The 22876-nt window shown below is 72.8% G+C and carries 19 protein-coding genes and 1 pseudogene; 12 read left to right on the top strand and 8 right to left on the bottom strand.

What is annotated here, in order from left to right; genetic code table 11:
- The first annotated feature begins 97 nt into the window (after nt 1-97).
- The 10 genes from BLT82_RS14845 to BLT82_RS14890 all read left to right on the top strand — a co-directional run bounded on the left by BLT82_RS14845 (nt 98) and on the right by BLT82_RS14890 (nt 11487).
- Nucleotides 98-2362 carry an FUSC family protein gene (locus BLT82_RS14845; RefSeq protein WP_143041496.1) on the top strand — a complete coding sequence of 755 codons (2265 nt, stop codon included), beginning with the start codon at nt 98-100 and terminating at the stop codon, nt 2360-2362.
- Nucleotides 2363-2367: 5 nt separating this feature from the next.
- Complete coding sequence (locus tag BLT82_RS14850; protein WP_167746014.1) at nt 2368-3528, top strand: low temperature requirement protein A; 1161 nt, start codon at nt 2368-2370, stop codon at nt 3526-3528.
- 333 nt (nt 3529-3861) lie between these two features.
- A complete protein-coding gene (locus BLT82_RS14855; protein WP_093654873.1) occupies nt 3862-4200 on the top strand; it encodes an antibiotic biosynthesis monooxygenase family protein in 339 nt (112 codons plus the stop codon).
- The gene (locus BLT82_RS14860; protein WP_093654875.1) at nt 4197-5084 is read left to right on the top strand and encodes an NAD(P)-dependent oxidoreductase; all 888 of its coding nucleotides are present in this window, start codon (nt 4197-4199) and stop codon (nt 5082-5084) included. The genes BLT82_RS14855 and BLT82_RS14860 overlap by 4 nt, the downstream gene beginning before the upstream one ends.
- Nucleotides 5081-6103 carry an amidohydrolase family protein gene (locus BLT82_RS14865; protein WP_093654877.1) on the top strand — a complete coding sequence of 341 codons (1023 nt, stop codon included), beginning with the start codon at nt 5081-5083 and terminating at the stop codon, nt 6101-6103. Before BLT82_RS14860 ends, BLT82_RS14865 begins: the two co-directional genes overlap by 4 nt.
- Nucleotides 6100-7338: a cytochrome P450 family protein gene (locus tag BLT82_RS14870; RefSeq protein WP_093654879.1), complete on the top strand. Its 1239-nt coding sequence runs from the start codon at nt 6100-6102 to the stop codon at nt 7336-7338. The genes BLT82_RS14865 and BLT82_RS14870 overlap by 4 nt, the downstream gene beginning before the upstream one ends.
- Nucleotides 7339-7449: 111 nt before the next feature.
- Complete coding sequence (locus BLT82_RS14875) at nt 7450-8244, top strand: HAD-IIA family hydrolase (protein ID WP_093655218.1); 795 nt, start codon at nt 7450-7452, stop codon at nt 8242-8244.
- Nucleotides 8245-8464: 220 nt separating this feature from the next.
- On the top strand, nt 8465-9508 hold the full coding sequence (locus BLT82_RS14880; protein ID WP_093654881.1) for an NAD-dependent epimerase/dehydratase family protein: 1044 nt from the start codon (nt 8465-8467) through the stop codon (nt 9506-9508).
- Nucleotides 9509-10147: 639 nt separating this feature from the next.
- Nucleotides 10148-10486 carry a DUF779 domain-containing protein gene (locus tag BLT82_RS14885; RefSeq protein WP_093654883.1) on the top strand — a complete coding sequence of 113 codons (339 nt, stop codon included), beginning with the start codon at nt 10148-10150 and terminating at the stop codon, nt 10484-10486.
- Between the two features lie 209 nt (nt 10487-10695).
- Entirely contained in the window at nt 10696-11487 is a 792-nt protein-coding gene (locus BLT82_RS14890) for a VOC family protein (protein ID WP_093654885.1), read from the top strand.
- A 215-nt stretch (nt 11488-11702) separates the two neighbouring features.
- Here BLT82_RS14890 and BLT82_RS14895 read toward each other — a convergent pair whose 3' ends face one another.
- The 7 genes and pseudogenes from BLT82_RS14895 to BLT82_RS14925 all read right to left on the bottom strand — a co-directional run bounded on the left by BLT82_RS14895 (nt 11703) and on the right by BLT82_RS14925 (nt 18518).
- Entirely contained in the window at nt 11703-13361 is a 1659-nt protein-coding gene (locus tag BLT82_RS14895; protein WP_093655220.1) for a serine hydrolase, read from the bottom strand.
- A 181-nt stretch (nt 13362-13542) separates the two neighbouring features.
- Entirely contained in the window at nt 13543-13737 is a 195-nt protein-coding gene (locus BLT82_RS14900) for a hypothetical protein (RefSeq protein ID WP_093654887.1), read from the bottom strand.
- Nucleotides 13738-13877: 140 nt separating this feature from the next.
- A pseudogene (locus tag BLT82_RS14905) lies at nt 13878-14751 on the bottom strand (phosphatidylinositol-specific phospholipase C/glycerophosphodiester phosphodiesterase family protein).
- A 103-nt stretch (nt 14752-14854) separates the two neighbouring features.
- Nucleotides 14855-15208: a hypothetical protein gene (locus BLT82_RS14910; RefSeq protein ID WP_404204133.1), complete on the bottom strand. Its 354-nt coding sequence runs from the start codon at nt 15206-15208 to the stop codon at nt 14855-14857.
- Between the two features lie 75 nt (nt 15209-15283).
- Nucleotides 15284-16369, bottom strand: a complete 1086-nt coding sequence (locus tag BLT82_RS14915; RefSeq protein WP_093654889.1) for an acyl-CoA dehydrogenase family protein — start codon at nt 16367-16369, stop codon at nt 15284-15286.
- Nucleotides 16366-17553 carry an acyl-CoA dehydrogenase family protein gene (locus BLT82_RS14920; RefSeq protein ID WP_093654891.1) on the bottom strand — a complete coding sequence of 396 codons (1188 nt, stop codon included), beginning with the start codon at nt 17551-17553 and terminating at the stop codon, nt 16366-16368. Before BLT82_RS14920 ends, BLT82_RS14915 begins: the two co-directional genes overlap by 4 nt.
- Nucleotides 17550-18518: an NADPH:quinone oxidoreductase family protein gene (locus BLT82_RS14925; protein ID WP_093654892.1), complete on the bottom strand. Its 969-nt coding sequence runs from the start codon at nt 18516-18518 to the stop codon at nt 17550-17552. The genes BLT82_RS14920 and BLT82_RS14925 overlap by 4 nt, the downstream gene beginning before the upstream one ends.
- A gap of 308 nt (nt 18519-18826) precedes the next feature.
- Between BLT82_RS14925 and BLT82_RS14930 the strand changes: the two genes are divergently transcribed.
- Nucleotides 18827-19660: a hypothetical protein gene (locus BLT82_RS14930; RefSeq protein WP_093654894.1), complete on the top strand. Its 834-nt coding sequence runs from the start codon at nt 18827-18829 to the stop codon at nt 19658-19660.
- Between the two features lie 78 nt (nt 19661-19738).
- Complete coding sequence (locus BLT82_RS14935; RefSeq protein ID WP_093654896.1) at nt 19739-21187, top strand: carotenoid oxygenase family protein; 1449 nt, start codon at nt 19739-19741, stop codon at nt 21185-21187.
- 103 nt (nt 21188-21290) lie between these two features.
- Here the strand turns inward: BLT82_RS14935 and BLT82_RS14940 are convergent, their stop codons facing one another.
- A complete protein-coding gene (locus tag BLT82_RS14940; RefSeq protein ID WP_093654898.1) occupies nt 21291-22808 on the bottom strand; it encodes an MFS transporter in 1518 nt (505 codons plus the stop codon).
- Nucleotides 22809-22876: the final 68 nt, after the last annotated feature.

Here is a 22876-nt window from a genome sequence, read left to right on the forward strand (position 1 = left end):
GGCTCCGCGCGAAGCGCGGGCGGAAGCCCCGACGGAAGCGCAGACTGAGTCTCGTCGGGCCGAGACCGAATCTCCTCATGTGACGCAGAGGAGTCCGATGACACAGTCAGTGACGCCCTCCCGCGCGGAGTTGCCGGAGGAACCCCGCCGGACCGGCCTGCGCACACACCTCCCCGCGCACGCGGTCCTGCGCGGCTGCCGCGCCGCCGTCGTACTGCCCGCGGTGCTCGCCTTCGGCCTGCTCGTCGTGGGCGATCCGGGGCTGGCGGGCTTCGCGGCCTTCGGTGCGTTCGCCGCCCTCGTCATCGCGACCTTCGAGGGCTCCCGGAGCACCGAGTCGGTGGCGTTCACCGTGCTGCTCGCGGCCGGCGGACTGATGGTGGCCGTCGGCTGCCTGGCCTCGCTGAGCCTGCTCTCCGCCGTGCTCGTGACGCTGCCCCTGGCCTTCCTCGCCTACTACTTCGCGATCGAGGGCCCGCACGGCGGGTCGGGCGCGACGGCCGCGCTGCTGGGCTATGTGCTGGCGGCCTCCACCCCGGCGCCGCTCTCCGAACTCCCGGTGCGGGTCGGCGGCTGGGGTCTCGGGGTCGCCGCCGGCGCGGTCGCGGCCCTGCTGCTGAGAGCACCCGCCGGCAAGGACTCCTTCCGTTCCTCGGTCTCGCGTACGACGCGGGCGCTCGGCGACCAACTGGCCGCGCTGCTGCGCGACTCGGCGGGACCCGACGAAGCGGAGGTCTCAAAGGAGGCCGTGCGCACGATGCTCACGGAGTTCACCTCGGGCAGGTACCAGCCGAGCGGCACCAGGTCCGCAGACCGGTCGCTGACGGACGTCGTGGGGGCGCTTCTGTGGGCCAAGGGTTTGATCGGAGAGGCCGCGAACCGCTGCGTGGGGGGCCTGAGCCGGGCGGACAGGCCCGAGGCCGAACTCCTGGAGGCGTCGGCGGAACTGCTGCGCCGCACCGCGGACTTCCTCGACGGCGACGGCCCGGAGCCCGATGCGACGGATGTCCAGCGGCTCCTGGCGGCGTACGGGACGCGGGTGGACTGCATCGACCACGAGTCCCCGCCGACCGGGACGTTCGTCTCCCACGCCTTCTACACGGTCAACATCGCCGAGGCGGCGGCGACCACGGCGGTGGAGACCCAGCGGGCGGTGCGCCCGCCTCCCGCCCACCGGGCCCGCGTCGCGTGGCGCAGGGCCGTCCGCCCGTGCCGGTCGTCGCTGCGGCGCCTGGCGGGCCGGGCGCGCGACAGCAGCGTCGTCATGGCGTGGCGGGACTCCGCGACCATCGACTCGATCTGGTTCGTCAACGCGCTGCGCTCGTCGGTCGCCATGGCTCTGACCATCGTCGTCGTCCATCTGGCCGGGCTCGAAAGGGGCTTCTGGGCGCTGCTCGGTGTCCTTGCCGTACTGCGCACGAGCGTCGCGTCCACCGGGTCCCGGGCCGTGGTCGCGCTGCTGGGGACGGTCGCGGGCGTCGTGGTGGGCAGCGTCCTGATCGGACTCGCCGGCAGTGACTCGGCCATCGTGTGGGCGGTGTTCCCCGTCGTCGTGTGGCTCGCCGCCTTCAGCCCCGGCACCCTGCCCGACGCGGTCGGCCAGGCGGCGTTCACCGTGGTCGTCCTGTGCCTCTACACGCTGCTCTCGCCCTCGGGCTGGCAGTTGGGGCTCGTCCGCCTGCAGGACGTGGCCGTCGGGGCCGCGGTCAGCCTGCTCGTCGGCGCGCTGATGTGGCCCCGCGGCGCGGCGGGGGTGCTGCGGAGCAACATGGCCGAGGTGTTCCGGCTGGGCAGCCGGGACCTGACCGCGTCCACCGGCTGGGCCCTGGGCTTCGTCACGACCCGCCCGTCGGTGCGCCTGACCTCGTCGTCGCCCGTGACCCGGCACATGCACGACTCGCTGCGCGGCTATCTGGCCGAGCCCGGCTCACGCGGCCTGGAGCGGGCGGACCTGTGCTTCCTGTCCTCCTCCGCCGTCTGGCTGCGGATGACGACGAGCGGCCTCGCCCGGCAGTCGCAGGTTGTGCTGGACCAGGACCCCGACCGCTTCCGGCTGGGCAGCCTCGCCTCGCAGCTCGCCACGTTCTACACCCGCCTCGGGGACCAGCTGGAGCGGGCGGCGGACGCGCGGCCCCCGGCGGGCGGGCCGCCGGACGACCAGGTGGCGCGGTCGGGGATCGTGCCGCGCACGTGCCGGTCCTGGTGGGTGTACGAGTACCTCCTCCATCTCGACCGGCAGGCCGAGCGGCTGACGGCCCCGGCGCTTCGGCTCGCCAGGGAACCGGTCCTCGGCGGGCGGTGGTTCGGGCGCGGCGGCCAGGCGGGGCCGGAGGACCGAGCGCGTTCGGGCGAGTACCGGTGATGTCCGTGCCGTCCGCTCGCACCGGCAGGGACGGGCCCGCACGGGCCACGACCCTGGAGCTGTTCTTCGACCTCGTCTTCGTCTTCACCGCCACCCAGCTGACCGAGGTGCTGGTGGAGGACACCAGCTTCGGCGGGGCCGCCTGGGCCGTTGTGGTGTTCGGTCTGATCTGGTGGATGTTCAACGCCTACGTCTGGCTCACCAACGAGCTTCCGCCGCGCACCGATCGCAGACGGCTGCTGCTGTTCACCAGCATGGTCGGGTTCCTGGTGATGGCGCTGGCCATTCCCCGGGCCTTCGAGGAGGGCGCCGAGGCCAAGGTGTTCGCGGCGGGCTACGCGCTGGTCGTGATCGTCCACGCGGGGCTGTTCTCGCGTACCAGCAGCGCCGCGGCGAGCCGTGCCATCCTGCGTCTCGCGCCGTTCAACCTCACCAGCGCGGCGCTGGTCCTGCTCGGCGCGTTCCTCGGCGGCACGGCGCAGTTCCTGCTGTGGACCGCCGCCCTGCTGATCGAGGCGCTGGCTCCGCGGCTGCACGGCCGGCTGGCCGGGTTCACCATCCGGCCGGAGCACTTCGTCGAGCGCCACGGGCTGATCATGATCATCGCGTTCGGGGAGTCGCTGATCGCGATCGCGCTCGGCGCCACCGGACTGCCGTTCGACTTCTCCCTCGTCGCGACCGCGGTGCTGACGCTGATCGTCGCCGCGTGCCTGTGGTGGGTCTACTTCCGGCCGGACGTGGAGCGGGCCGAGAGGGCCCTCGCCCGGCAGTGCGACACGGCGCGCGCCGTCGCCGCCGTGAACGCGTACAACTACGCGCACATCCCGCTGCTGCTCGGTGTGGTCGTCTTCGCCGCGGGCGTGAAGAAGGTGCCCGGCCACGCCATGGAGCCCGCCACGACGGCCGGGGCGCTGTACGTGGGCGCGGGGCTCGCGCTCTTCCTGTGCGGGCACGCGTGGTTCCGCCGCATCCTGCACCTGGGTGGCCCCTGGCTGCGGATCACCACGGCGGCGGCCGTACTGGCGACCGTCCCGGTCGGCCTTTTCACCGCAGCGCTGACGCAGTTGGCGGCGGTCGCCGTGGTGCTGTGCACCGCGCTGGCACTGGGCAACCGGGTGCAGCGCCGTCAGGCCCGCGCGGAGGCGTCCGGACGGCTGGTCCGCTGAGACCGGCGGGACCGTCCCGCACCGCCGCCCCCACGGGAGGCGCCCGAGCCGGTCGCCGGCCCCATCGGGCGCCTTTCGTACGCCCGAACGGCGGGCGGGCGGCCCACCCGTGTGGCGACCGGTCGTCAAAAGGGGAACAGAACCCGGTTCACGGGTCTCCGGACACCCGGGAAGCCCACGTCCGGGGCCCTTTGGTCACTCACCCGCATGGACTAATCACGGAGCGAGAACCCCTGCGGCCATTGGGGTGTCCGCCATTCGGAGTTGCAGCCCCCCAGGGGCCATGAGTCCTTAGAAAGCGTGTCCCGCCGGTTCTCACCATCAGGAGGAGACATGGGCACTGTGCAGAACAGCCGACAGAACGACAGGCTGTCCGTGGTTTTCGCGGTCCGGGTCATCGAGGGCGGCGAAAAGGGCTTCCTGGAGATGTACGACAAGCTCCGGAAGTCCGTCGCCGGTACTCCCGGCCACATCGTCGAAAGGCTGGGTGAGCCCGTCGACGACTCCCGCCAGTGGGTGATCACCAGCGAGTGGGAGACTCCCGAACACTTCTTCGCCTGGCAGCAGAGCGAGGACCACCGTGCCCTGGTGGCCCCGCTCCGCGAATGGGTCGACTCGACGCAGTCCCTCAGGTTCCGGGTCGTCAAGGAGACCGTGAAGGAGAAGTCATGACGTACGCCACGAAGGGCCCCGTCGCCGTCCTCGGTCTCGGCACCATGGGCAGCGGCCTGGCCTCACGCCTCCTCGATCAAGGCATACAGGTGCGGGTGTGGAACCGCACCCCGGAGCGTGCCGAGCCGCTCGCCAGAGCGGGCGCCTTCGCCGCGTCCCGCCCGAGCGAAGCGGTCGAGGGCACGAGTGCCGCCATCTGCACCGTCGCCGACGGCGACGCCCTGAGCACCGTGCTGCGCGGTCCGGACGGGATCCTGGCCCGGGGCGGCTATCCCGGCGCCCTGATCTGCGCCAGCACCGTCGCGCCCGACGAGGTCGTCCGGCTGGCCGGGGACGCCCCCTCCGTGCTGGACGTCGGCATGCTCGGCAACCGCGACCACGCCCGCGACGGCGAACTGCGCCTGTTCGTCGGCGGCGAGGAGCGGGTCTTCACCGCGGGCCGGCCGCTTCTGGAGATGCTGGCCAAGGAGGTCGTCCATCTGGGCGCACTCGGTTCCGGCATGCGGATGAAGCTGCTCCTCAACCTGCTGATGGGCATAGAGGTGCAGGCGATGGCCGAGGCCGCCGAGCTGGCGGCCGCCTCCGGACTCGACCGGAAGCAGGTCCTGCGCACGATAGCGGGCAGCGGCTTCGCGTCACCGGTCATGTCGTTCAAGTCCCGGCGCCTTGCCGCGGGCCGCTTCGAGGAGCCGGACTTCCGGCTGCGGCTGATGGCCAAGGACCTCATGCTCGCAACGGAGCAGGCCGCAGCTTCCGGCCTGAGCCTGCCGCTCACCGCGGCGGCCGCGGAGACCCACGTCCGCGCCACCGAGCAGGGGTTCGGTGACGAGGACTGCGCCGCGGTCACCCGCGCCCTCACACGGAAACCGGGAACCGACAAATGATCATCGACATCCACGGACACCTGTCCCCGCCGGAGGCGGCCGAACGCTTCCCCATGCCCCCCAGCCTGACCGACGTGGACGGAATGCTCGCCGCCCGGGCCCAGGCCGGAATCGACCTCACCATCATCGGCAGCCCCGTCGGCGCCGGGGCGATGGCGCGGGTCCCGGGCGTGGACAACTACAAGCAACCGCGCGACCGGCTGCGTGGCTTCCACGCGTGGATGTCGGGTCTGATCACCAAGTTCCCGGACCAGTTGCGCGGGTACGTGTACGCCAACCCGTTCGGGGACGACGACCATCTGGAAGGGGTGCGGGAGACGCTGGCGGACCCCGCCTTCGTCGGCCTGATCACCACTTCCAGCGTGCACGGCGAGCTGCTCGGCTCGCCGCGTGCGGACTCCTTCTTCGCGCTGGCCGCCGAGGCAGGAGTGCCCGTCATGGTGCACGCGCCGGCCGAGCCGATCGGCACGGAGCGGGTGGAGAACATCGCCTTCGTCGAGCAGATCGGCCGTTTCGGCGACGTCACCATGGGCATGGCCATGATCGCTTTCGCGGGGTGGCTGGACAAGTACCCCGGTCTGCGACTGATCGGCGCGACCGGCGGCGGTGCCATGGCCCTGCTGCCGGAGCGCCTGCAGATGGCGGCGCGCCCCCGGCACTGGGGCGGGGGCGCGCCGCCCTCCGCACCGCCGAAGGCCGGCCGGACCGGGGGCGGACAGCCCCCGGCCGGCCGGCCGGCGGGGGCCCCGGAGCCGACCGTCCAGGCGTCGCCCGACCCGGGCGCCGCGCTGCGGCGCATGTACGTCGACACCAGCCCGTTCAGCTCGGCGCACCTGAGCCTCAACACGGAGGTGCTGGGGCCCGAGCGGATGCTTTTCGGCACCGACTCGCCGCCGCTGTCCGTGCCGCTCGAGGACCTCATCCGCATGATCGAGAAGCTGCCCGTCGACAAGGCGGCCCAGCAGCGCATCCTCGGCGGCAATGCCGAGGCCCTCTTCGACCTCAGGAGCCGTCCGTGACCACGACGCACGACCCCGTCGCCGCAGCCGAGCGGTGCACCGCGGAGTTCCGGCGGAACCCGCACCCGGTGTACGCGCACCTCAGGGAGACCACTCCGGTCTGCCCGATGACACCGCCGCACGGCATCGAGACGTATCTGATCACCCGGTACGAGGACGCGCGCGCGGCGCTGTCGGACCCCCGGCTGAGCAAGGACATGTACGGGGCCATGGACGCGTACCGGAGGATCTTCGGCGACTCGTCGGTGGCGCTGGACGACAACATGCTCAACTCCGACGCGCCCAAGCACACCCGGCTGCGCAAGCTCGTGAACTCCGAGTTCACCCCGCGCCGGGTCGAGGCCCTCCGGCCGAAGATCCAGGACATCGTGGACCGGCTGCTCGACGCCTGCCCGACCGGGGAACCGTTCGACCTGCTACCGGCGTTCGCCTTCCCGGTGCCGATCACGGTGATCTGCGAGCTGCTCGGCGTACCGCCCAAGGAGCGGTCGCTGATGCAGGAGCTGTCGACGACGGTGGCCCAGACGGGCTTCGGCGAGGAGTTCAAGCGGGCCCAGCAGCAGGCGGAGGAGAACCTCCACGCCTACTTCACGGAACTCGTCGCGCGCAAGCGCGCCGAGCCGGGCGACGACCTGCTCAGCGCGCTCGCCGCGACCCAGGACCAGGAGGGCGGGCTCACCGGGAACGAACTCGTCTCCACGGCCTTCCTGCTGATGTTCGCCGGCCACAAGACGACCGCGTACCTCATCGGCAACGCCGTGTACCACTTCCTCGCCGATCCCGCGCAGCTCCGCGCCGTGCAGGAGGATCCGGAGCTGGTCGGTCCGGCGGTGGAGGAGCTGGTCCGCTTCGACGGCTCGGTCGAGAGCGCGACCTTCCGGTACGCGACCGAGGACATGGAGCTCGGCGGCACCCGCATCCCCAAGGGAGCGCTGGTGCAGATCTCGCTCCTGTCGGCCAACCGCGACCCGCTGAAGTTCGAGAAGCCGGACGAGTTCGACGTCCGCCGGCAGGGCACCGCCGCCCACATCGGCTTCGGCCACGGCGGTCACTACTGCCTGGGAGCGCCACTGGCCCGCCTGGAGATGCAGCTCGCGCTGAACGGCCTGTTCGGCCGGTTCCCGAGGATCGCACTGGCCGACCCGCAGGCTGCGCCGGCGTGGATGGAGGTGCCGTTCCCGGCCTTCCGCGGCCTGACGGAACTGCCGGTCGTGCTCGAACCCGCCGCGTCCTGACCGCCGGCGGCCCAGAACGCCGCGGTGCGAGCCCGTACCCCCCGAGCCGGGCTCGCACCGCGGCCCCATGTCGCGGTGCCCCGTCCCGTGGCGATGGGTACGGTCGGAACCATGCAACGCGTCGGCGCGGTCCTGATCGACATCGACGGTGTGCTCACCGTCTCCTGGAAGCCCCTGCCGGGGGCGGTGGAGGCGATGGAACGGCTGCGGGAGCGGGGCGTTCCGCTGGCCCTGGTCACCAACACCACGGCGCGCACGCGGGAGTCCGTCGCCGCCGCGCTGTCCGGGGCGGGCTTCCCGGTGACCGCCGACGACATCCTCACCGCTCCCGCCGCGACCGCCGCCCATCTCGCGCGCCACTTCCCCGGCGCGCGATGCCTGCTGCTCAACAGCGGTGACATCGCGGGCGACCTCGAAGGGGTCACCCTCCTGGGCCCGGAGGACGACACCCCGGCGGAGGTGGTCGTCGTCGGAGGCGCGGGCCCCGAGTTCGGCTACGCGGAACTGAACCGCGCCTTCGCCCATCTCCAGCGCGGCGCGCGTCTGGTCGCCATGCACCGCAATCTGTACTGGCGGACCGACGCGGGGCTCCAGCTCGACTCGGGCGCGTTCCTGACGGGCCTGGAGCAGGCGGCCGGCACGGAGGCCGAGGTGCTCGGCAAGCCTTCGGCGGCCTTCTTCGCCACGGCGCTGGCACGTCTCGGTGCCGATCCCGCCGGGACGCTCATGGTGGGCGACGACATCGAGTCCGACGTCCTCGCGGCCCAGCGCCAGGGGCTCACCGGGGTCCTGGTCAGGACGGGCAAGTACCGGCCCGAGACCCACCGGGACGCGTCGGGGACCCCGGACCACGTGCTGGACTCGTTCGCCGATCTGCCGCGGCTCCTGGAGCGGCCGGACGGCTGAGGGACGCAACGGCCGAGGGACGTGGGTGGGCTCTCCTCGTCGGTCCGGATGAGACACCTGGTGCGGAGGGCGGCGGGACGAGCGCGCAAAGGGCCGGGGAGGGCGGCATGGAGGACGCCGCGCGCGCTCGGGTGGGCTCGTGCGAGCCGGTCGGACCGGGGGGCTCCGCTCTCCGCGAACCAAACGGACACACGGCACGCAGGGGTGATGGGGTGTCGGCATGGAGATCCTGGTCCTGGGTGGAACGGCGTGGGTGGGCCGCGAGTTGTCGAGACGGGCGATCGAGCGGGGACACAGTGTGGCCTGCCTCGCCCGTGGCCAGAGCGGCTCCGTCGCCGACGGAGCAACGCTCGTCGCCGCCGACCGGTGTGACGTACGGGCGTACGAGCCGTTGCTCGACCGTGAGTGGGACGCGGTCTTCGAGGTCTCGTGGCAGCCGGGCTTCGTCCGCCGGGCCCTGGACGCCCTGGCCCCCAGAGCCCGGCACTGGACGTACGTGTCCTCCGTCAGCGCCTACGCCTCCCACGGCGTCGCCGGCGCGAACGAGTCGTCGGCTCTGTTGGCCCCAGCGGAGCGGGACGAGGTGGACCGTGCGCTCTACGGCGAGGCGAAGGCAGCCTGCGAGCAGGCCTCCGCGGCCGCCGTGGGCGACCGGCTCCTCATCGCGCGAGCCGGTCTCATCGGCGGCCCCGGTGACCACAGCGGACGCTCCGGCTACTGGGTGGCTCGGGCAGCACGCCGGCCACGAGAGCCGATGCTTGTTCCCGACGCGCCGGCCCTTCCCACCCAGGCGGTCGACGTGCGTGACCTCACGGGCTGGCTGCTCGACGCCGCGGAGGCGGGAACCACAGGCACCTACGACGCTGTGGGGCCTGTCGTTCCGTTCGGCGAGTGGATCGAGCTGTCCCGCGCCATCGGAGGTCACACCGGGGCGGTGGTGCCGGCCGACGCGGCATGGCTGCTCGCCAACGACGTGGCCGGATTCATGGGGCCCGAGTCTCTCCCCATGTGGCTGGACGAGCCGGGCTGGGAGGGATTTTCGGCGCGGAGCGGAGCGGCGGCCCGTGCCGCGGGTCTGCGTCACCGGCCGCGGAAGGAAATGCTGGCGGACCTGCTGGCCTGGGAACGGGACGAGGGCCTCGACCGGGAGCGCCGTGCCGGCCTCAGCGCCACGCGGGAACGGGAGCTGATCGACGCCCTGCGCGCGGACCTGGCCTCGGATGACGCGCAGGACGCGAGCGACGACACCAAGGACACCGCGTGATGACACGGGGAGCGCAGATCACCGGGTGTGCCCGGAATGCGGCGCCGTGATGGCGTACGAGGCGGGTCGGTGGACCGACCGCGGGGTGCTGTGGCGGGGCGGCGAAGGCCGGTGCGAGTGCTGCGCCCACGGGTGGTGCGAGCGCGACCACTGTCCGGTGACGCCCGATCGCGTCGGCAGGCGTTGCTGAGGGCGCACGGACCGGTGAGGCCCGGGCTCGCGGACGCCCGGAGCGACCTGGTCCCCGTGCTGAGGGCGCTGCGCACGAAGGAGGACCTGACCGTGGCGGAAGCACGTGCCCGGGCCGGCGAACGGCCCGGCACCGGCCTCGTCGGAACCCTGGTGGAGGTGGAGTTCCTGGCACTCGGCCTTCGCGACCGGGGGCTGGCCGTGGTCGTCGGGCGCCCTGCGCCCGCCGGGGGCTCCGGACTCGCAGGGCCCCGACGCGGCGGCCGCCGTGCAACCCCGTCGCAACGTCGCGCGGAGTTGACTGGGCCGCCTGCGGAGCGCCGCGCGGAGCAGTGCGGCGGGGAAGGGGCGGAACGTGTGTCTGCGTCATGTGAAGCGCCCGGCGCGCGGGCGGGCGGCACGGACCCCGGACGTCGTGTCGTGAGCGCCCGGACGGATGCGGTCGCACCCGTGGAGTTCACCCCCGCCGCGGCCGACCTCGTGCGGCGGCTGACCGCGGCCCACGGGCCTCTGATGTTCCACCAGTCGGGAGGCTGCTGCGACGGCAGCGCCCCGATGTGCTATCCGGAGGGCGAGTTCCGGACCGGCGGCTCGGACGTGCTCCTGGCGGAGCTGACCGTCGAGGGCGTCGAGGCTCCCGTGCCCTTCTGGATGTCGGTGAGCCAGTACGAGGCGTGGCGCCACACGCGTCTGATCGTCGACGTGGTCGAGGGGCGCGGCAGCGGATTCTCGCTGGAGGCCCCCGAGGGCGTGCGGTTCCTGATCCGGTCCCGGCTGCTCGGTATGTGACCCGGCCGGGGAGCGGCGCCCCGGTCACACGGGTGAACGGTGCACGGCGCAGGGAAGCGCGCCCGGGTCCGGAGCGGCATCGGGCGGGTGCATCGGGGCTGCTGCGGCGGCGGAGCGCCGCGTCACCGCGCGGGACGGCGCGGCGGTGGCTAGCGTGGCCCGCAGGGAGCCTCCGAGCCTCACACCGCGCACAGAAGAGAGCCACCGTCATGGCAGACGCACCCGCAGGCACGCCGATCTGGGCCGATGCGATGTTCTCCGACCTGGAGGGGGCCAAGGCCTTCTACGGCGAGGTCCTGGGCTGGACTTTCGGCGAGTCGTCGTCGGAGTACGGCAACTACACGCAGGCGTACGCGGACGGCAAGGCCGTCGCGGCGGTGGTGCCGCCCATGCCCGGGCAGGAGGGGCAGTCCCAGTGGTGCCTCTATCTGGCGTCCCCCGACGCCGCCGCCACCGCCGGGAAGATCCGGCAGAACGGCGGCACCGTGCTGATGGAGCCGATGCAGGTCGGCGAGTTCGGCACCATGTGCCTCGCGCAGGACCCGAGCGGAGTCACCTTCGGCGTCTGGCAGCCGGGTACGCACAAGGGCTTCGAGGCGACGAACGTCCCCGGCTCCTTCTGCTGGGCGGAGATCTTCACCCGTGAGCCCGGGAAGTCCGACGCGTTCTTCCCCGCGGTGTTCGGTTACGGCGCGAAGGCAGTCGTGGACCCCGGCATGGACTTCAAGGTGTTCGACCTGGGCAGCGATCCCGTCCTCGGCCGGATGCGGATGACGGACGAGGAGTTCCCGGCCGAGGTGCCCTCCTACGTCCAGGTCTACTGGACCGTGGCGGACTGCGACGCCGCGGTGGCGACCGTCCAGAAGCTGGGCGGCAGGCTGGTGTTCGGGCCGATGACGATGCCCTTCGGCCGGTTCGCGGCCGTGATCGACCCGCAGGGCGCGCCGTTCGCCGTCATCGACACCACGACCACCGAGGGCGAGCCGCCGACGTTCACCTGACGCGGTCTCGGGCGGCGAGGATGCCGTTGAGGCGCCGGCGCACAGCGTGCCGCCGGGGCCGATGGTCAGCGCCCGGTTGTCGTCGTACAGGGGCCCGTGCCGGTGAGCCGGCTCCTGCGGCGTTCGCCGGTGCGGAAGTCGACCGTGTCCATGCGCACGCGGACGGTTTCACGGGCGTTTCGTGATCGTGCAACAAGCCGGGCCGAAGGGCCTGTTCAGCGACGCTCGAAGGTGCCGAGGCCCGTTTCGTCGAGGTACTCGACACGCAACTTCGCCGCCGCGGTCCCCTCCCCGAACGTGAAGGTGACTCCGGTCGGCCCCACGGCGTTCTCGCCGGCCGTCTCGAAGCTGAACGTGTCGCCGTCGTAGTGGCGCAGCGGGAAGCGCTTGGGGGCCGGGCCGAGTTCCAGCACGAGACCGTCCGGGCCGGTGGTGACGGTGGCCCTGCCGTAGTAGGCGCTGTCGTACGTCCCCGTGTACGCGCTGTCGGGCCGGGCGGCCTTGGCGGCCGCGGGCGGCTCCGCGTAGTCCGTCGCAGACACACCGGCGTCGTCCATCTGCGTGTACAGCGCGGCGAACAGGGCGAGCCAGTCGCGCGTGGGTTTGCCGTACTGGGCGGTGTCGAAGAAGTCCTCGGCGACGGCGTCGGCCAGTCCGACGGGCTTGCCGTTGGTGAGCACGACGATGCCGAGCTGTTCGCCGGGCAGCATGGTCACATTGGTGTTGGCGCCGAGCTCGAAGGCACCGGAGTGGCTGAGCCTCAACCGGGCCTGGTTGTCGTAGTTCACGTTCCAGCCCAGCCCGTAGAAGCCCGTGCGGCCGGCGGGGGCCGTCGGAGGCTGGGAGACGATCTCGGGCAGATGGGTGTGCCGCAGGCTCGCTGCGTCGATGATCTGCCTGCCGTCGAGCCTGCCTCCGGCGAGTTGGAGCCGCAGCCACCGCATCATGTCGGTCGCGGTGGAGCTGACCCCTCCGGCCGGTGCCTGGGCGTCGGCGTCGCGGACGTACTTGGCCTGCCAGGTGCCGTCCGGGCCGGGCACGTGCGTCACCGCCTTGTTCGCGGCCTTCTCGTAGTCGGCGAAGGTGGTGCTGGTGGAGTCCATGCCGGCGGGCCGGAAGAGGGTGTCCTCGGCGAGCTTCTGCCAGCTGACGCCCTTCGTGCGGGCGACGGCCTCCGCACCGGCGGTGAAGCCGAAGTTCGTGTACGCGTAGGAGGCGCGGAAGGGAGCCAGGGGCTCGTCGCGGAGGTGGCTCAGAATGTACGCCTGGTCGTAACCGAGGTCCTCCAGCAGGTCTCCCGCGTGGTCGGGCAGGCCGCTGCGGTGGGACATGAGGTCGGTGACGGTGACATGGCCGGTCACCCAGGGGGCCTCGAGGGCGAATCCGGGCAGGTGGCGGGCGACCGGCTCGTCCCAGCCGGCTGCCGGGCCGTCCGCGCCCTCGTCGCCGACGACCCCCGCGACGACGGTCGAACCGATCGGCTTCGAGAGCGAGGCCAGCTGGAAGACGGTGCCGGGGTCGACTGCGGCGGGCTCGCCGACGTGCCGCTTGCCGAAGCCCTTCAGGTACAGCACGCGGTCCTTGTGCACGACCCCCACCGCGACGCCCGGGACGCCGGTCTCCTTCATCATGCCCTGGACGACGCCGTCGAGCCGGGCGACGGCGCGGTCGACGTCGGCCGGCGTGAGCAGTGGCGGGGGCTGGTCCGACGGCGGCTTCGGGGCGGCCTCGGTCGGCGACGGCGTGGGGGTGGGTGCGGGGCCGGGGCCGGCGGCACCCGCGGTCAGGGCCGTCGCCGCGAAGAGCAAAGCGGCCAGGCCCGATACGGCGAGCGGACGGCCACGGCGCGGTCGCAGGCCCTTCGCGGCGTGCATGGAACCCATTGAACGCCCGAAACAGGACCTTGTCGCCCGGAGACCGGCCGCCCCCGCGGCCGGCGTCGGGCCCGGTGAAGGGCGCGGTGGTCACGGGTGATCCGGCCGAAGGCGCGGTTTCGGGGCCGGGCTTGCGGACGGCCTCGGCGGTCGGGGCCGGGCCCGCCGGACGCCGCGGTGGTCAGGGGCTGAGCTTGCCGACGACCTCGGCGGTCGCGGAGACGCCGTCGTGGATGGTGGGCGCCATGCTCGTGCCCGCGAGGAAGAATCCGAGCAGGGCGCACACGAGTGCGTGCGAGAGCTTCAGCCCGCCGTTGCGGAGGAAGATCACCGCGAGTACGAGCAGCAGCAGTACCACCGAAACCGAAATGGCCATGGCCGGCCTCCCTCCGCCGCACCGGGGTTGTGCGGCATTCGGGCGCCAGTGTGGCGGAGTGGAGGCGCCGGACGGCCGACTGGCGTGTCCGCCGATCGGGTGGTCGTCAAATCGGCTGTTGACCTTGGATGTTGTCGCGGTCAGCGGTCGTGGGCGAGGAGGAAGCGCCGCAGACCGGCCAGGTCGTCGGTGTTGATGTGGTCGACGCGCGCCGCGAGAAGTTCGCGCCACACGGCGTCGCGGGCAGCCCCCGGAGCGTCGGGAGTGGCCCAGAAACGGACACGCTGACCGCGGGAATGCGCCGTGGAGACGATGGAGTTCAGCCGGGCCCGCTCGGCCTCCGGGAACGGTCCGTCGCCCTGCCAGGTGAAGCTCTGGGTCCAGTTGCCGGAGATGAGCGGGATGAAGGAGGCGGGTGCCGGGGCCGGGGCGGCGAGGTCGTCGAGGCGCCCGTCGTAGAAGGCGTGGCGGACGCCCTGGGCCTCCATGGGGGCGCGGGCGGCGCGGTCACCGGAGACGACGGCGGTCACGGCGGCCGGACGGACGCGGCCGTGGGCGTACGTCGTCAGGATCCGGCGGTGGGCGTCCAGTTGACGGTGGAGTTCCCGGTAGGTGTTCACGCCGTCGTTCTTGATGTCGATCAGCAGTTGTACGGGGCGGTGGTGGCCGCGGTACACGGAACCGCGGTTGGCCCGGACCCGGGCGGGGTTCCAGATAGAGCCGTTCCAGGGTGCGGGCGGGGTCGAGCTGGTCCGGCTCGTGGGCGACCAGGAGTTCGCCGTCGACCAGGAAGACGTCTGCCTCGACGCTGGTGAAGCCGTGGTCCAGCGCGTCGTGGAGGGGCCGGGTGTGGAGGTAGTCGTTGTGGGCGTGGGCCCGGCGCAGCGGGCGTATGACGCCCGGCCGCGCCCCGGCAGGGGGCGCGGCGGCCTGAGCGGGCACGCTCGTGGCCACGGCTCCGGCGAGGGCTGCGGCGAACGTCGTGACGGCGCGGCGACGGGTGGTGGGGACCATGGTGCCTCCGGGCTCTGCGGTGCGGGCGGGGTGCCAGGACAGGGCGAGTATCGGTGCCGTGGGGCCGCCGGGGCAGTGGGCCGGGCAAGAGTTCGGCCGGAAGTCATCTGCTGCTCAACGGGGTTGTGCCGGGCGGCAGCCCGGTGACCGGCGTCGGGCCCGGCAGCACGGCCCCGTCCCGTCGGCGGCCGAAGGCCACGACGGCCGCTCCGAACGCGGCGCCGGCGACGGTGGCGGCGAGTGCGGCGACGAGCCCGACGAGCAGGGAGATCGGCAGCCCGTGGACGCAGCGCGGCAGCAGGTCGCGGCCGACGTCGCCGGTTCCGGGGAGGCGTTCCCGGGAGGGCGGTCGCAGTTTCGTCGACGCGTCGACCGCCTGCCCGTCGAGTCGCGCCAGGGGCGGCACGACGAGCGCGGCCAGGGCGGCCCCGGTCGCGATCGCGGCCGAGGCCGCCACCCGGACGGGTACGGGCCTAGCGGCGGTGCCAGAGTCGGTCGGGGCCCGGTCAGACGCGGTCCCGAGGCCCGCCGGTCACCGCGGGCCGGGCAGCGAAACGAGTTCCGCCAGCACCTCCTTGTGGCGGCCCGGAGTACCGAGGGCGATCTCGTCCGCCTTGGCCCGCTTCAGGTACAGGTGCGCCGGGTGCTCCCAGGTCATGCCGATGCCGGCGTGGAGCTGGACGCACTCCTCGGCGGCGCGCACCGCCACCCGGGAGCAGTGCGCCTGGGCGACGGAGACCGCGAGCGGCACCTCGGCGCTTCCGGTCGCCAGCGCGTCCGCGGCGTTCCGCGCCGCGGCGCGCGCTCCCGCGACATCGAGCCACAACTGCGCCATCCGGTGCTTCAGCGCCTGGAACGAGCCCACGGGCCGGTTGAACTGGTACCGGTCGCGCGTGTACCGGACCGTCTCCTCCAGGCACCACTCGGCGATGCCCAACTGCTCCGAGGCGAGCAGGCCGGCGCCGGCGAGCAGCCCGCGGCGCACCGCGGCCCGGGCCTGCTCCGCGTCCGCGATCCGCGTACCGGAGCCCTCCGGCGCGGTGACGGAGGCGAGAGGGCGGGTGAGGTCGAGGGGGACGAGCGGTTGGACCGCGGCGTCCCCGCGCTCCACGGCGTGGAGGCCGTCGGGCCGGAGCACGAGCAGCACATCGGCGGCAGCCGCGTCGGCGACCCCCGTCACGGTCGCTCCGTCCGGGAGGCCGGCCTCCGGGGAGGTGGAGAGGGGAAGGGCGAGCACCGCGACGCTCCGGCCCGCGGCCAGCCCCTTCAGGAGCCCCGTCGCCTCGTCGTCCGCCCCGCCGAGCGCGAGCAGCGTCTCGGTGGCGATGACCGAACTGGTGAGGTACGGCGCGGGGGTGACCGCCCGGCCGAGTTCCTCCAGGACGACCGCGGCCTCGCGGTGGCCGGCGCCCTGGCCGCCGAGTTCCTCGGGCACGAGGAGCCCCGCGGCGCCGATCCCGGCCGCGAGCGACTGCCACAGCCCGTCGTCGTAGGGCGAGCCCTCCTCGGCACGGGCGAGGGTGGCCGCCGGGTCGGAGCGGCCGGTGACCAGGGAGCGCACGGCGGCCCGCAGGTCGTCCTCGGTCTCGGAGTAGAGAAGGTCGGGCTGGGTGCTCATCGCGCGAGGTCCTTCCAGGGGACGTCCTTGTCGTTGCGGGGCTCGGCGGGCAGTCCGAGCACCCGTTCGGCGACGATGTTGAGCAGCACCTCGCTGGTGCCGCCCTCGATCGAGTTGCCCTTGGAGCGCAGATAGCGGTAGCCGGCGTCGCGGCCGGTGAAGTCGACCAGTTCGGGGCGGCGCATGGTCCAGTCGTCGTACAACAGGCCCTCCTCGCCGCGGAGTTCGACTTCGAGCCCGCTGATCTCCTGGTTCAGCCGGGCGAAGCCGAGCTTCATGCCCGAGCCCTCGGGGCCGGGCTGGCCGGCGGCGAGCTGCTGGCGCAGCCGTTCTCCGGTGAGCCGGGCGACCTCGGCCTCCACCCACAGGGTGAGCAGCCGCTGGTGGAGGTCGTGGGTGCGCAGTTCGGGGCGCTCGCGCCAGGTGCGGGCGACGGGCCCGATCATTCCGCCCTCGCGCGGCAGGCGCATGCCGCCGATGGAGACGCGTTCGTTCATGAGGGTGGTCTGGGCGACCTTCCAGCCCTCGCCGACGGGTCCGAGACGGCGGGCGTCGGGGATCCGCACATCGCTGAGGAAGACCTCGTTGAACTCGGCCTCTCCGGTGATCTGGCGCAGCGGCCGGACCTCGACACCGGGATCGGTCATGTCGCACAGGAAGTAGGTGATGCCGCGGTGCTTGGGCGCTTCCGGATCGGTGCGGGCGATGAGGATGGCCCAGCGGGCGATGTGCGCGCTGGAGGTCCACACCTTCTGGCCGTTGACGACCCAGTCGCCGTCGGCGCCGTCGCGGACGGCCCGGGTTCCGAGGGCCGCGAGGTCGGAGCCGGCGCCGGGTTCGCTGAACAGCTGGCACCAGACCTCCTCGCCGATCCAGAGCGGCCGCAGGAACCGCCGCTTCTGCTCCTCGGTGCCGTACGCGAGGATCGTGGGCGCGGCCATGCCGAGGCCGATGCCGATCCGGCGGGGATCGTTGTCGGGAGCGCCGGCGGCCTCCAGTTCGGCGTCGACGACGGCCTGCAGCGAACGGGCCGCGTCGAGTCCGCCGAGCCCGGCCGGATAGTGCACCCAGGCGAGTCCGGCGTCGAAGCGGGCCCCGAGGAACTCGCTGCGCCCGGTGGTCGCGGGCGGATGTGCGGCGAGGAACTCGCGGGTGCGTGAACGCAGTTCGGCGGCGCCGGTCATGCGGCCGCTCCTTCCGGGAGGACGACGAGGCGTCCGGTGGTGGTGCCGTCGGCCACGCGCTGGACGGCGCCGGCGGCGTCCTTGAGCGGGACCCGGTCGCTGACCAGAGGCTTGATCAGTCCCTCGGCGGCGAGACCGGTGAGGGTCTCGTGGCAGCGGAGCACGGCGCGGGGGTCCTTGCGGTTGTAGAGGCCCCAGTGCAGTCCGACGATCGAGTAGTTCTTCACCAGAGCGTGGTTGAGCGCCGGGCTCGGGATTCCGCCGCTCGCGAAGCCGACGACGAGGATGCGGCCCTCGAAGGCGACGCACTTGGCGGACTTGGCGTAGGCGTCACCGCCGACCGGGTCGTACACGACGTCGGCCCCGCGGCCGCCGGTGGCGTCCTTCACCGCGGCGACGACGTCGTCCTCGCGCCGGTCGACGACGACGTCGCAGCCGAGTTCGCGGGCCACGGCGGCCTTCTCCGGGCCGCCGACGACGCCGATGACACGGGCGCCCGCGGCCTTGCCGAGCTGTACCGCCGCGCTGCCGACGCCGCCGGACGCCGCGTGCACGAGCAGCGTCTCCCCCTGCCGGAGGTTCGCCCGGCGGTGCAGTCCGAACCACCCGGTCTGATAGCCGATGTGCAGTGCCGCGGCCTCCGCGTCGTCGAGCGCGTCGGGCGCCGGGAGCAGCGCGGCCTCGTCGGCGACCGCGTACTCGGCGAACCCGCCGTACGGCAGGGCCGGGGTGGCGATCACGCGGCGGCCGTCCTCGGTCTCACCGCAGATCTCCACGCCTGGCGTGAAGGGCAGCGGCGGTGTCACCTGGTAGTGGCCGCGGCAGAGCAGCGCGTCGGGGAAGTTGACGTTGGCGGCCCGCACCCTGAGCAGGACCTGCCCCTCGCCGGGCTCCGGGCGGTCCGTCTCCTCCAGGCGCATCACCTCGCCCGGCTCGCCGTTCCGGTGCACTCGCCATGCCTGCATTCGGGGCCTCCGCGGTGTGTAGGGCGTACCACTGCTCGCCGCATACTAAGCGGTCGCTTGCCCTCCTGTGAACAGCCTCTTCCGGCCGGTGTCCGGGCGCACCCGTCGATCCCCCGCCCGGCCCCGCCTCTCCCCTCCCCGGGGACTCCTTCCCGGACTCCCCCGGACCCCGCACGCGCCGCCGGGCGGCCGCACCCCCCTCGCCGCGTCGCACCTCTCGCCCGAACACGCCGCCGGTGCGGCCGCGTCGCGGGACGGCGGGTCCGGGAGCACGCTGGACAGTAGGCCGTCTCCCGAAGGGCGTGTCCATGAACGCCGTCGCTGACACCGAGGCCGGGCGCCGACTCGCCGGATTCCTCGACAACCCCGTCGTCGGGATGCTCCCGTGGATCGTGTTCTCGGTCCTGGTCGGCCCCGGCCGGTTCGAGTTCGCCGTGGCGATCTCGCTGGCGATCGCCCTGGTCGTCGTGGTCGTGGACCGGCTGAGGCGCCCCGGAACCTCGGTCAAGATCATCGAGGTCTCGGACGTCGTCTTCTTCGCGGCCCTCGCGATCGTCGGCCTCTTCGCCTCGGCGGGGACGCTGCGGTGGCTGGAGACCTACTCCGGGGAGCTCTCCAACTTCGCGCTCGTCACCATCGCCTTCGGCTCGATCGCGGTCCGCGTGCCCTTCACCGTGCAGTACGCGCGGGAACGGGTGGACCGCTCGCTGTGGCACACCCGCGGCTTCATGCACACCAACTACGTCATCACCGCGGTGTGGGGGCTCGCCTTCCTCGTGGCCGCGGTGGCGGGGCTGATCGGTGACCTCGTACTGCGTCAGCCGGACAACATCTGGACGAACTGGGTCGTCCAGATCGGGGCGATCATCGTCGCCCTGCGCTTCACCGAGTGGTACCCCCCTGTCGTACGGGAGCGGATCCACGGCGGCAGGCCGTCCCGTGGCGGCCCGACGTCGGTGGGCGCCCTGTTCGTTCCCTTCGCCGGCTATCTGGTGCCCGTGGGGATCGTCGTGCTCGCCTTCGGTTCCGGGCCGACCTGGCTCGGGATCGCCCTGATCGTCCTCGGCGCCCTGCTCGTACGGGCGTTCAAGCTGGACGAGAACGGCGACCGGACCGCGGAGCCGCGCCGCGATGCAGAGTGAGCGCCACGGCGGGAGCCGACCGGCACGGCGTTCGCAAGGACCGCCGTCGAGACCCGAGCAACCGCCGGGAGATCCGTCATGACCGCGCACACCGCTCCGCCCGCCGCCTTCGACCCGACCCGGGTGCCCCATCTGTCGGGGCTGTTCGCCCCGGTCACCGAGGAGGTCGACGCGGTCGACCTGGAGGTGTCCGGCGAACTGCCGGACGACCTGGACGGCGTCTATCTGCGCAACGGCCCCAACCCGCGCTTCTCGCCCATCGGTTCGTACCTCTTCCCGCTCGACGGCGACGGCATGGTGCACGGGGTCTGGCTCTCCGGCGGCAGGGCCCGCTACCGCAACCGCTTCGTCCGAACTCCCGCCCTGCGGGCGGAGGAGAAGGCCGGCCACGCGCTGTGGGGCGGCCTGGAGTCCATGATCATGCCCGGTCCCGACGAGGTGGGCCCCGAACTGGCGAACACCTTCAAGGACCTGCCCGACATCAACGTGGTCCGGCACGCCGGGCGGATCCTGGCGCTCGCCGAGTCCGCGTGCCCGTTCCGGATGACGCCCGGGCTCGACACCGTGGGGCGGGAGACCTTCGGCGGGCGGCTGCCGGCCGGCATCACCGCCCACCCGAAGATCGATCCCGTCACGGGCGAGCTGGCCGTCTTCTGCTACGACATCGAACCGCCCTACCTCACCTGGTCGTTGATCGGCCCGGACGGCGCGGTGCGCCGCGGCCCCACCCCGGTCGAGGGCGCCGACGAACCGGTGATGATCCATGACATGGCGCTGACGGACCGCTACCTCGTGGTGGTGCTCGCGCCCGCCTTCTTCGACATCGCCGCGGCCATGAGCGGTGGTTCGCTCCTCGCCTGGCGGCCAGAGCGGGGCACCAGGGTCGCGCTCATCCCCCGCGACGGCTCACCGGTGCGCTGGGCACACGACGACGCGTTCTGGATCTGGCACACGGCGAACGCGTACGACGCCGGGCCAGGGCCTGCGGACGAGGTGGTGCTGGAGTACGTCCAGTGGTCGAAGCTGAGCCTCGGACCGGGCGAGCCCGGGGCGGAACCGGCGAGGAGCGCCCTGGTGCGGGCCGTGATCGACCCCGCCTCGGGCACGATGCGGCGCACCGTGCTCGACGAGGCGCGGCTGGAGTTCCCGCGCATCGACGACCGCAGTCTCGGCAGGCGTCACCGGCACATCGCCATCGCGACGGAGTCGGGCGCGGTGGACCTGCTCCCCGGCGAGTACGACGGCATCTCCTGGTATGACACCTCGGCTCCGCCGGGCGGCGCCGGCGTGCGGAAGTGGTTCGCCGGGGACGACTCGGTCGGCGAGCCGGTGTTCGCGCCTTCGCCCGGCCGGCCGGGCGACGACCGGGGCCACTGGCTGGTGTTCGCGACCGACCGCACCGACGGGACGTCCCGGCTGCTCGTGCTCCCCGCCGAGGATCCCGCCTCCGGGCCGGTCGCCCGGGTCCGGATCCCCGTCCGGGTCCCGCTGGGGCTGCATGGGGCATGGCTTCCCACGGAGGAGTGAGGGGGCCTTCCCGGGAGCCTCGGGGCCGGTCGGGGACGCCGCCGCCCGGCGCCCCGTCGGACCCCGCCGTGGTGCCTCGGGGTCGCGCCGCCGGTCCGGAACCTCAGGTCCGCACCGCCGGTCCGATCCCACCCGCCGTACCCGCCACGGGTGCGGCGGCACCGCCGGCCGCCTGCGCGGACAGCGGGGTGGCGATGGACTCCAGAGACCTGCCCTCCGCCTTGACCGCCAGGAACAGCGCGACCAGCCCGGCCGCCGTCATCAGCGCCGCGCCCACGCAGAAGGCGAGGACGGTGTCGCCGACGACGCCGCTGGACGTCAGCTCGGCGAACAGCAGCGGCCCGGAGATACCGCCCGCCGCCGTGCCGACGGCGTAGAAGAACGCGATCGCCATCGCCCGCGTCTCCATGGGGAAGATCTCGCTCACGGTCAGGTACGCGGAACTGGCCCCGGCCGAGGCGAAGAAGAGGACGACGCACCAGCACGCGGTCATCGTCAGCGCGTCCAGCCTGCCGGTGTCGAACAGCCAGGCGGTGGCGAACAGCAGCAGTCCGGAGCTGATGTACGTACCGGCGATCATCGGCTTGCGCCCGACGGTGTCGAACAGGGGCCCGAGGAGCAGCGGGCCGAGGAAGTTGCCGAGAGCGATCACCGTGAAGTAGTAGCCGGTCGCGCCGGTGGGGACGTCGAAGAAGGTGATGAGGATGGAGGCGAAGCCGAAGGTGATGGCGTTGTAGAGGAACGCCTGGCCGATGAAGAGCGAGAGCCCCAGCACGGCGCGCCTGGGGTACGAGCGGAAGACGGTCTTCGCGATCGTGCCGAAGCCGATGCCGCGCCGCTGGTCGACGGTGATCGACGCCTCCGGTTCGGGCAGCGGCTTCCCCGTCTCCCGCTCGACCTCGCGTTCGACCCCGGCCACCAGGTCCTCCGCCTCGCGTTCGCGGCCGTGGATGAACATCCAGCGCGGGCTCTCCGGCACGTTGCGGCGGACGAGCAGGATGACGAGGCCCAGGACGACACCGAGGGCGAAGGTGAGCCGCCAGCCGACGTCCTTGGGGAAGATGCCGGTGTCGAGGGCGAGGACGGACAGCAGGGCGCCCGCCATCGCGCCGAGCCAGAAGCTGCCGTTGATGATGAGGTCGACGCGACCCCGGTACTTGCTGGGGATGAGTTCGTCGATCGCGGAGTTGATGGCCGCGTACTCCCCGCCGATGCCGAAGCCGGTGAGGAAGCGGAAGAGGAAGAACCACCAGGCCGAGGTCGACAGGGCGGTCAGCGCGGTGGCCGCCAGATAGACGGCGAGGGTGATGAGGAAGAGCTTCTTGCGCCCGTACCGGTCCGTCAGCCATCCGAAGAACAGCGCCCCGGAGCAGGCGCCGGCCACGTACAACGCGGCGGCCAGCCCGGTGACCTGCGCGCCGCTGATGGCGAGACCACTGCCCTCCTCGGCGAGGCGCCCGGCGACGTTGCCGACGAGGGTGACCTCGAGTCCGTCCAGGATCCACACGGTCCCCAGCCCGATGACGATCGTCCAGTGCCATCGGGACCAGGGCAGCCGGTCGAGACGGGCGGGCACCTTCGTGGTGACCGTTCCGGTGCCGGCCGTGCCCGTCTCACTCATCGCATCGCTCCCTGGGGACGCCTCCGTCGCGGTTCCTGCGCCGGTTACCCGGGGGCTTCGGCGACAAA

Origin of the sequence: Streptomyces wuyuanensis (genome assembly GCF_900103455.1) — a bacterium.
GTDB classification, from domain to species: domain Bacteria; phylum Actinomycetota; class Actinomycetes; order Streptomycetales; family Streptomycetaceae; genus Streptomyces; species Streptomyces wuyuanensis.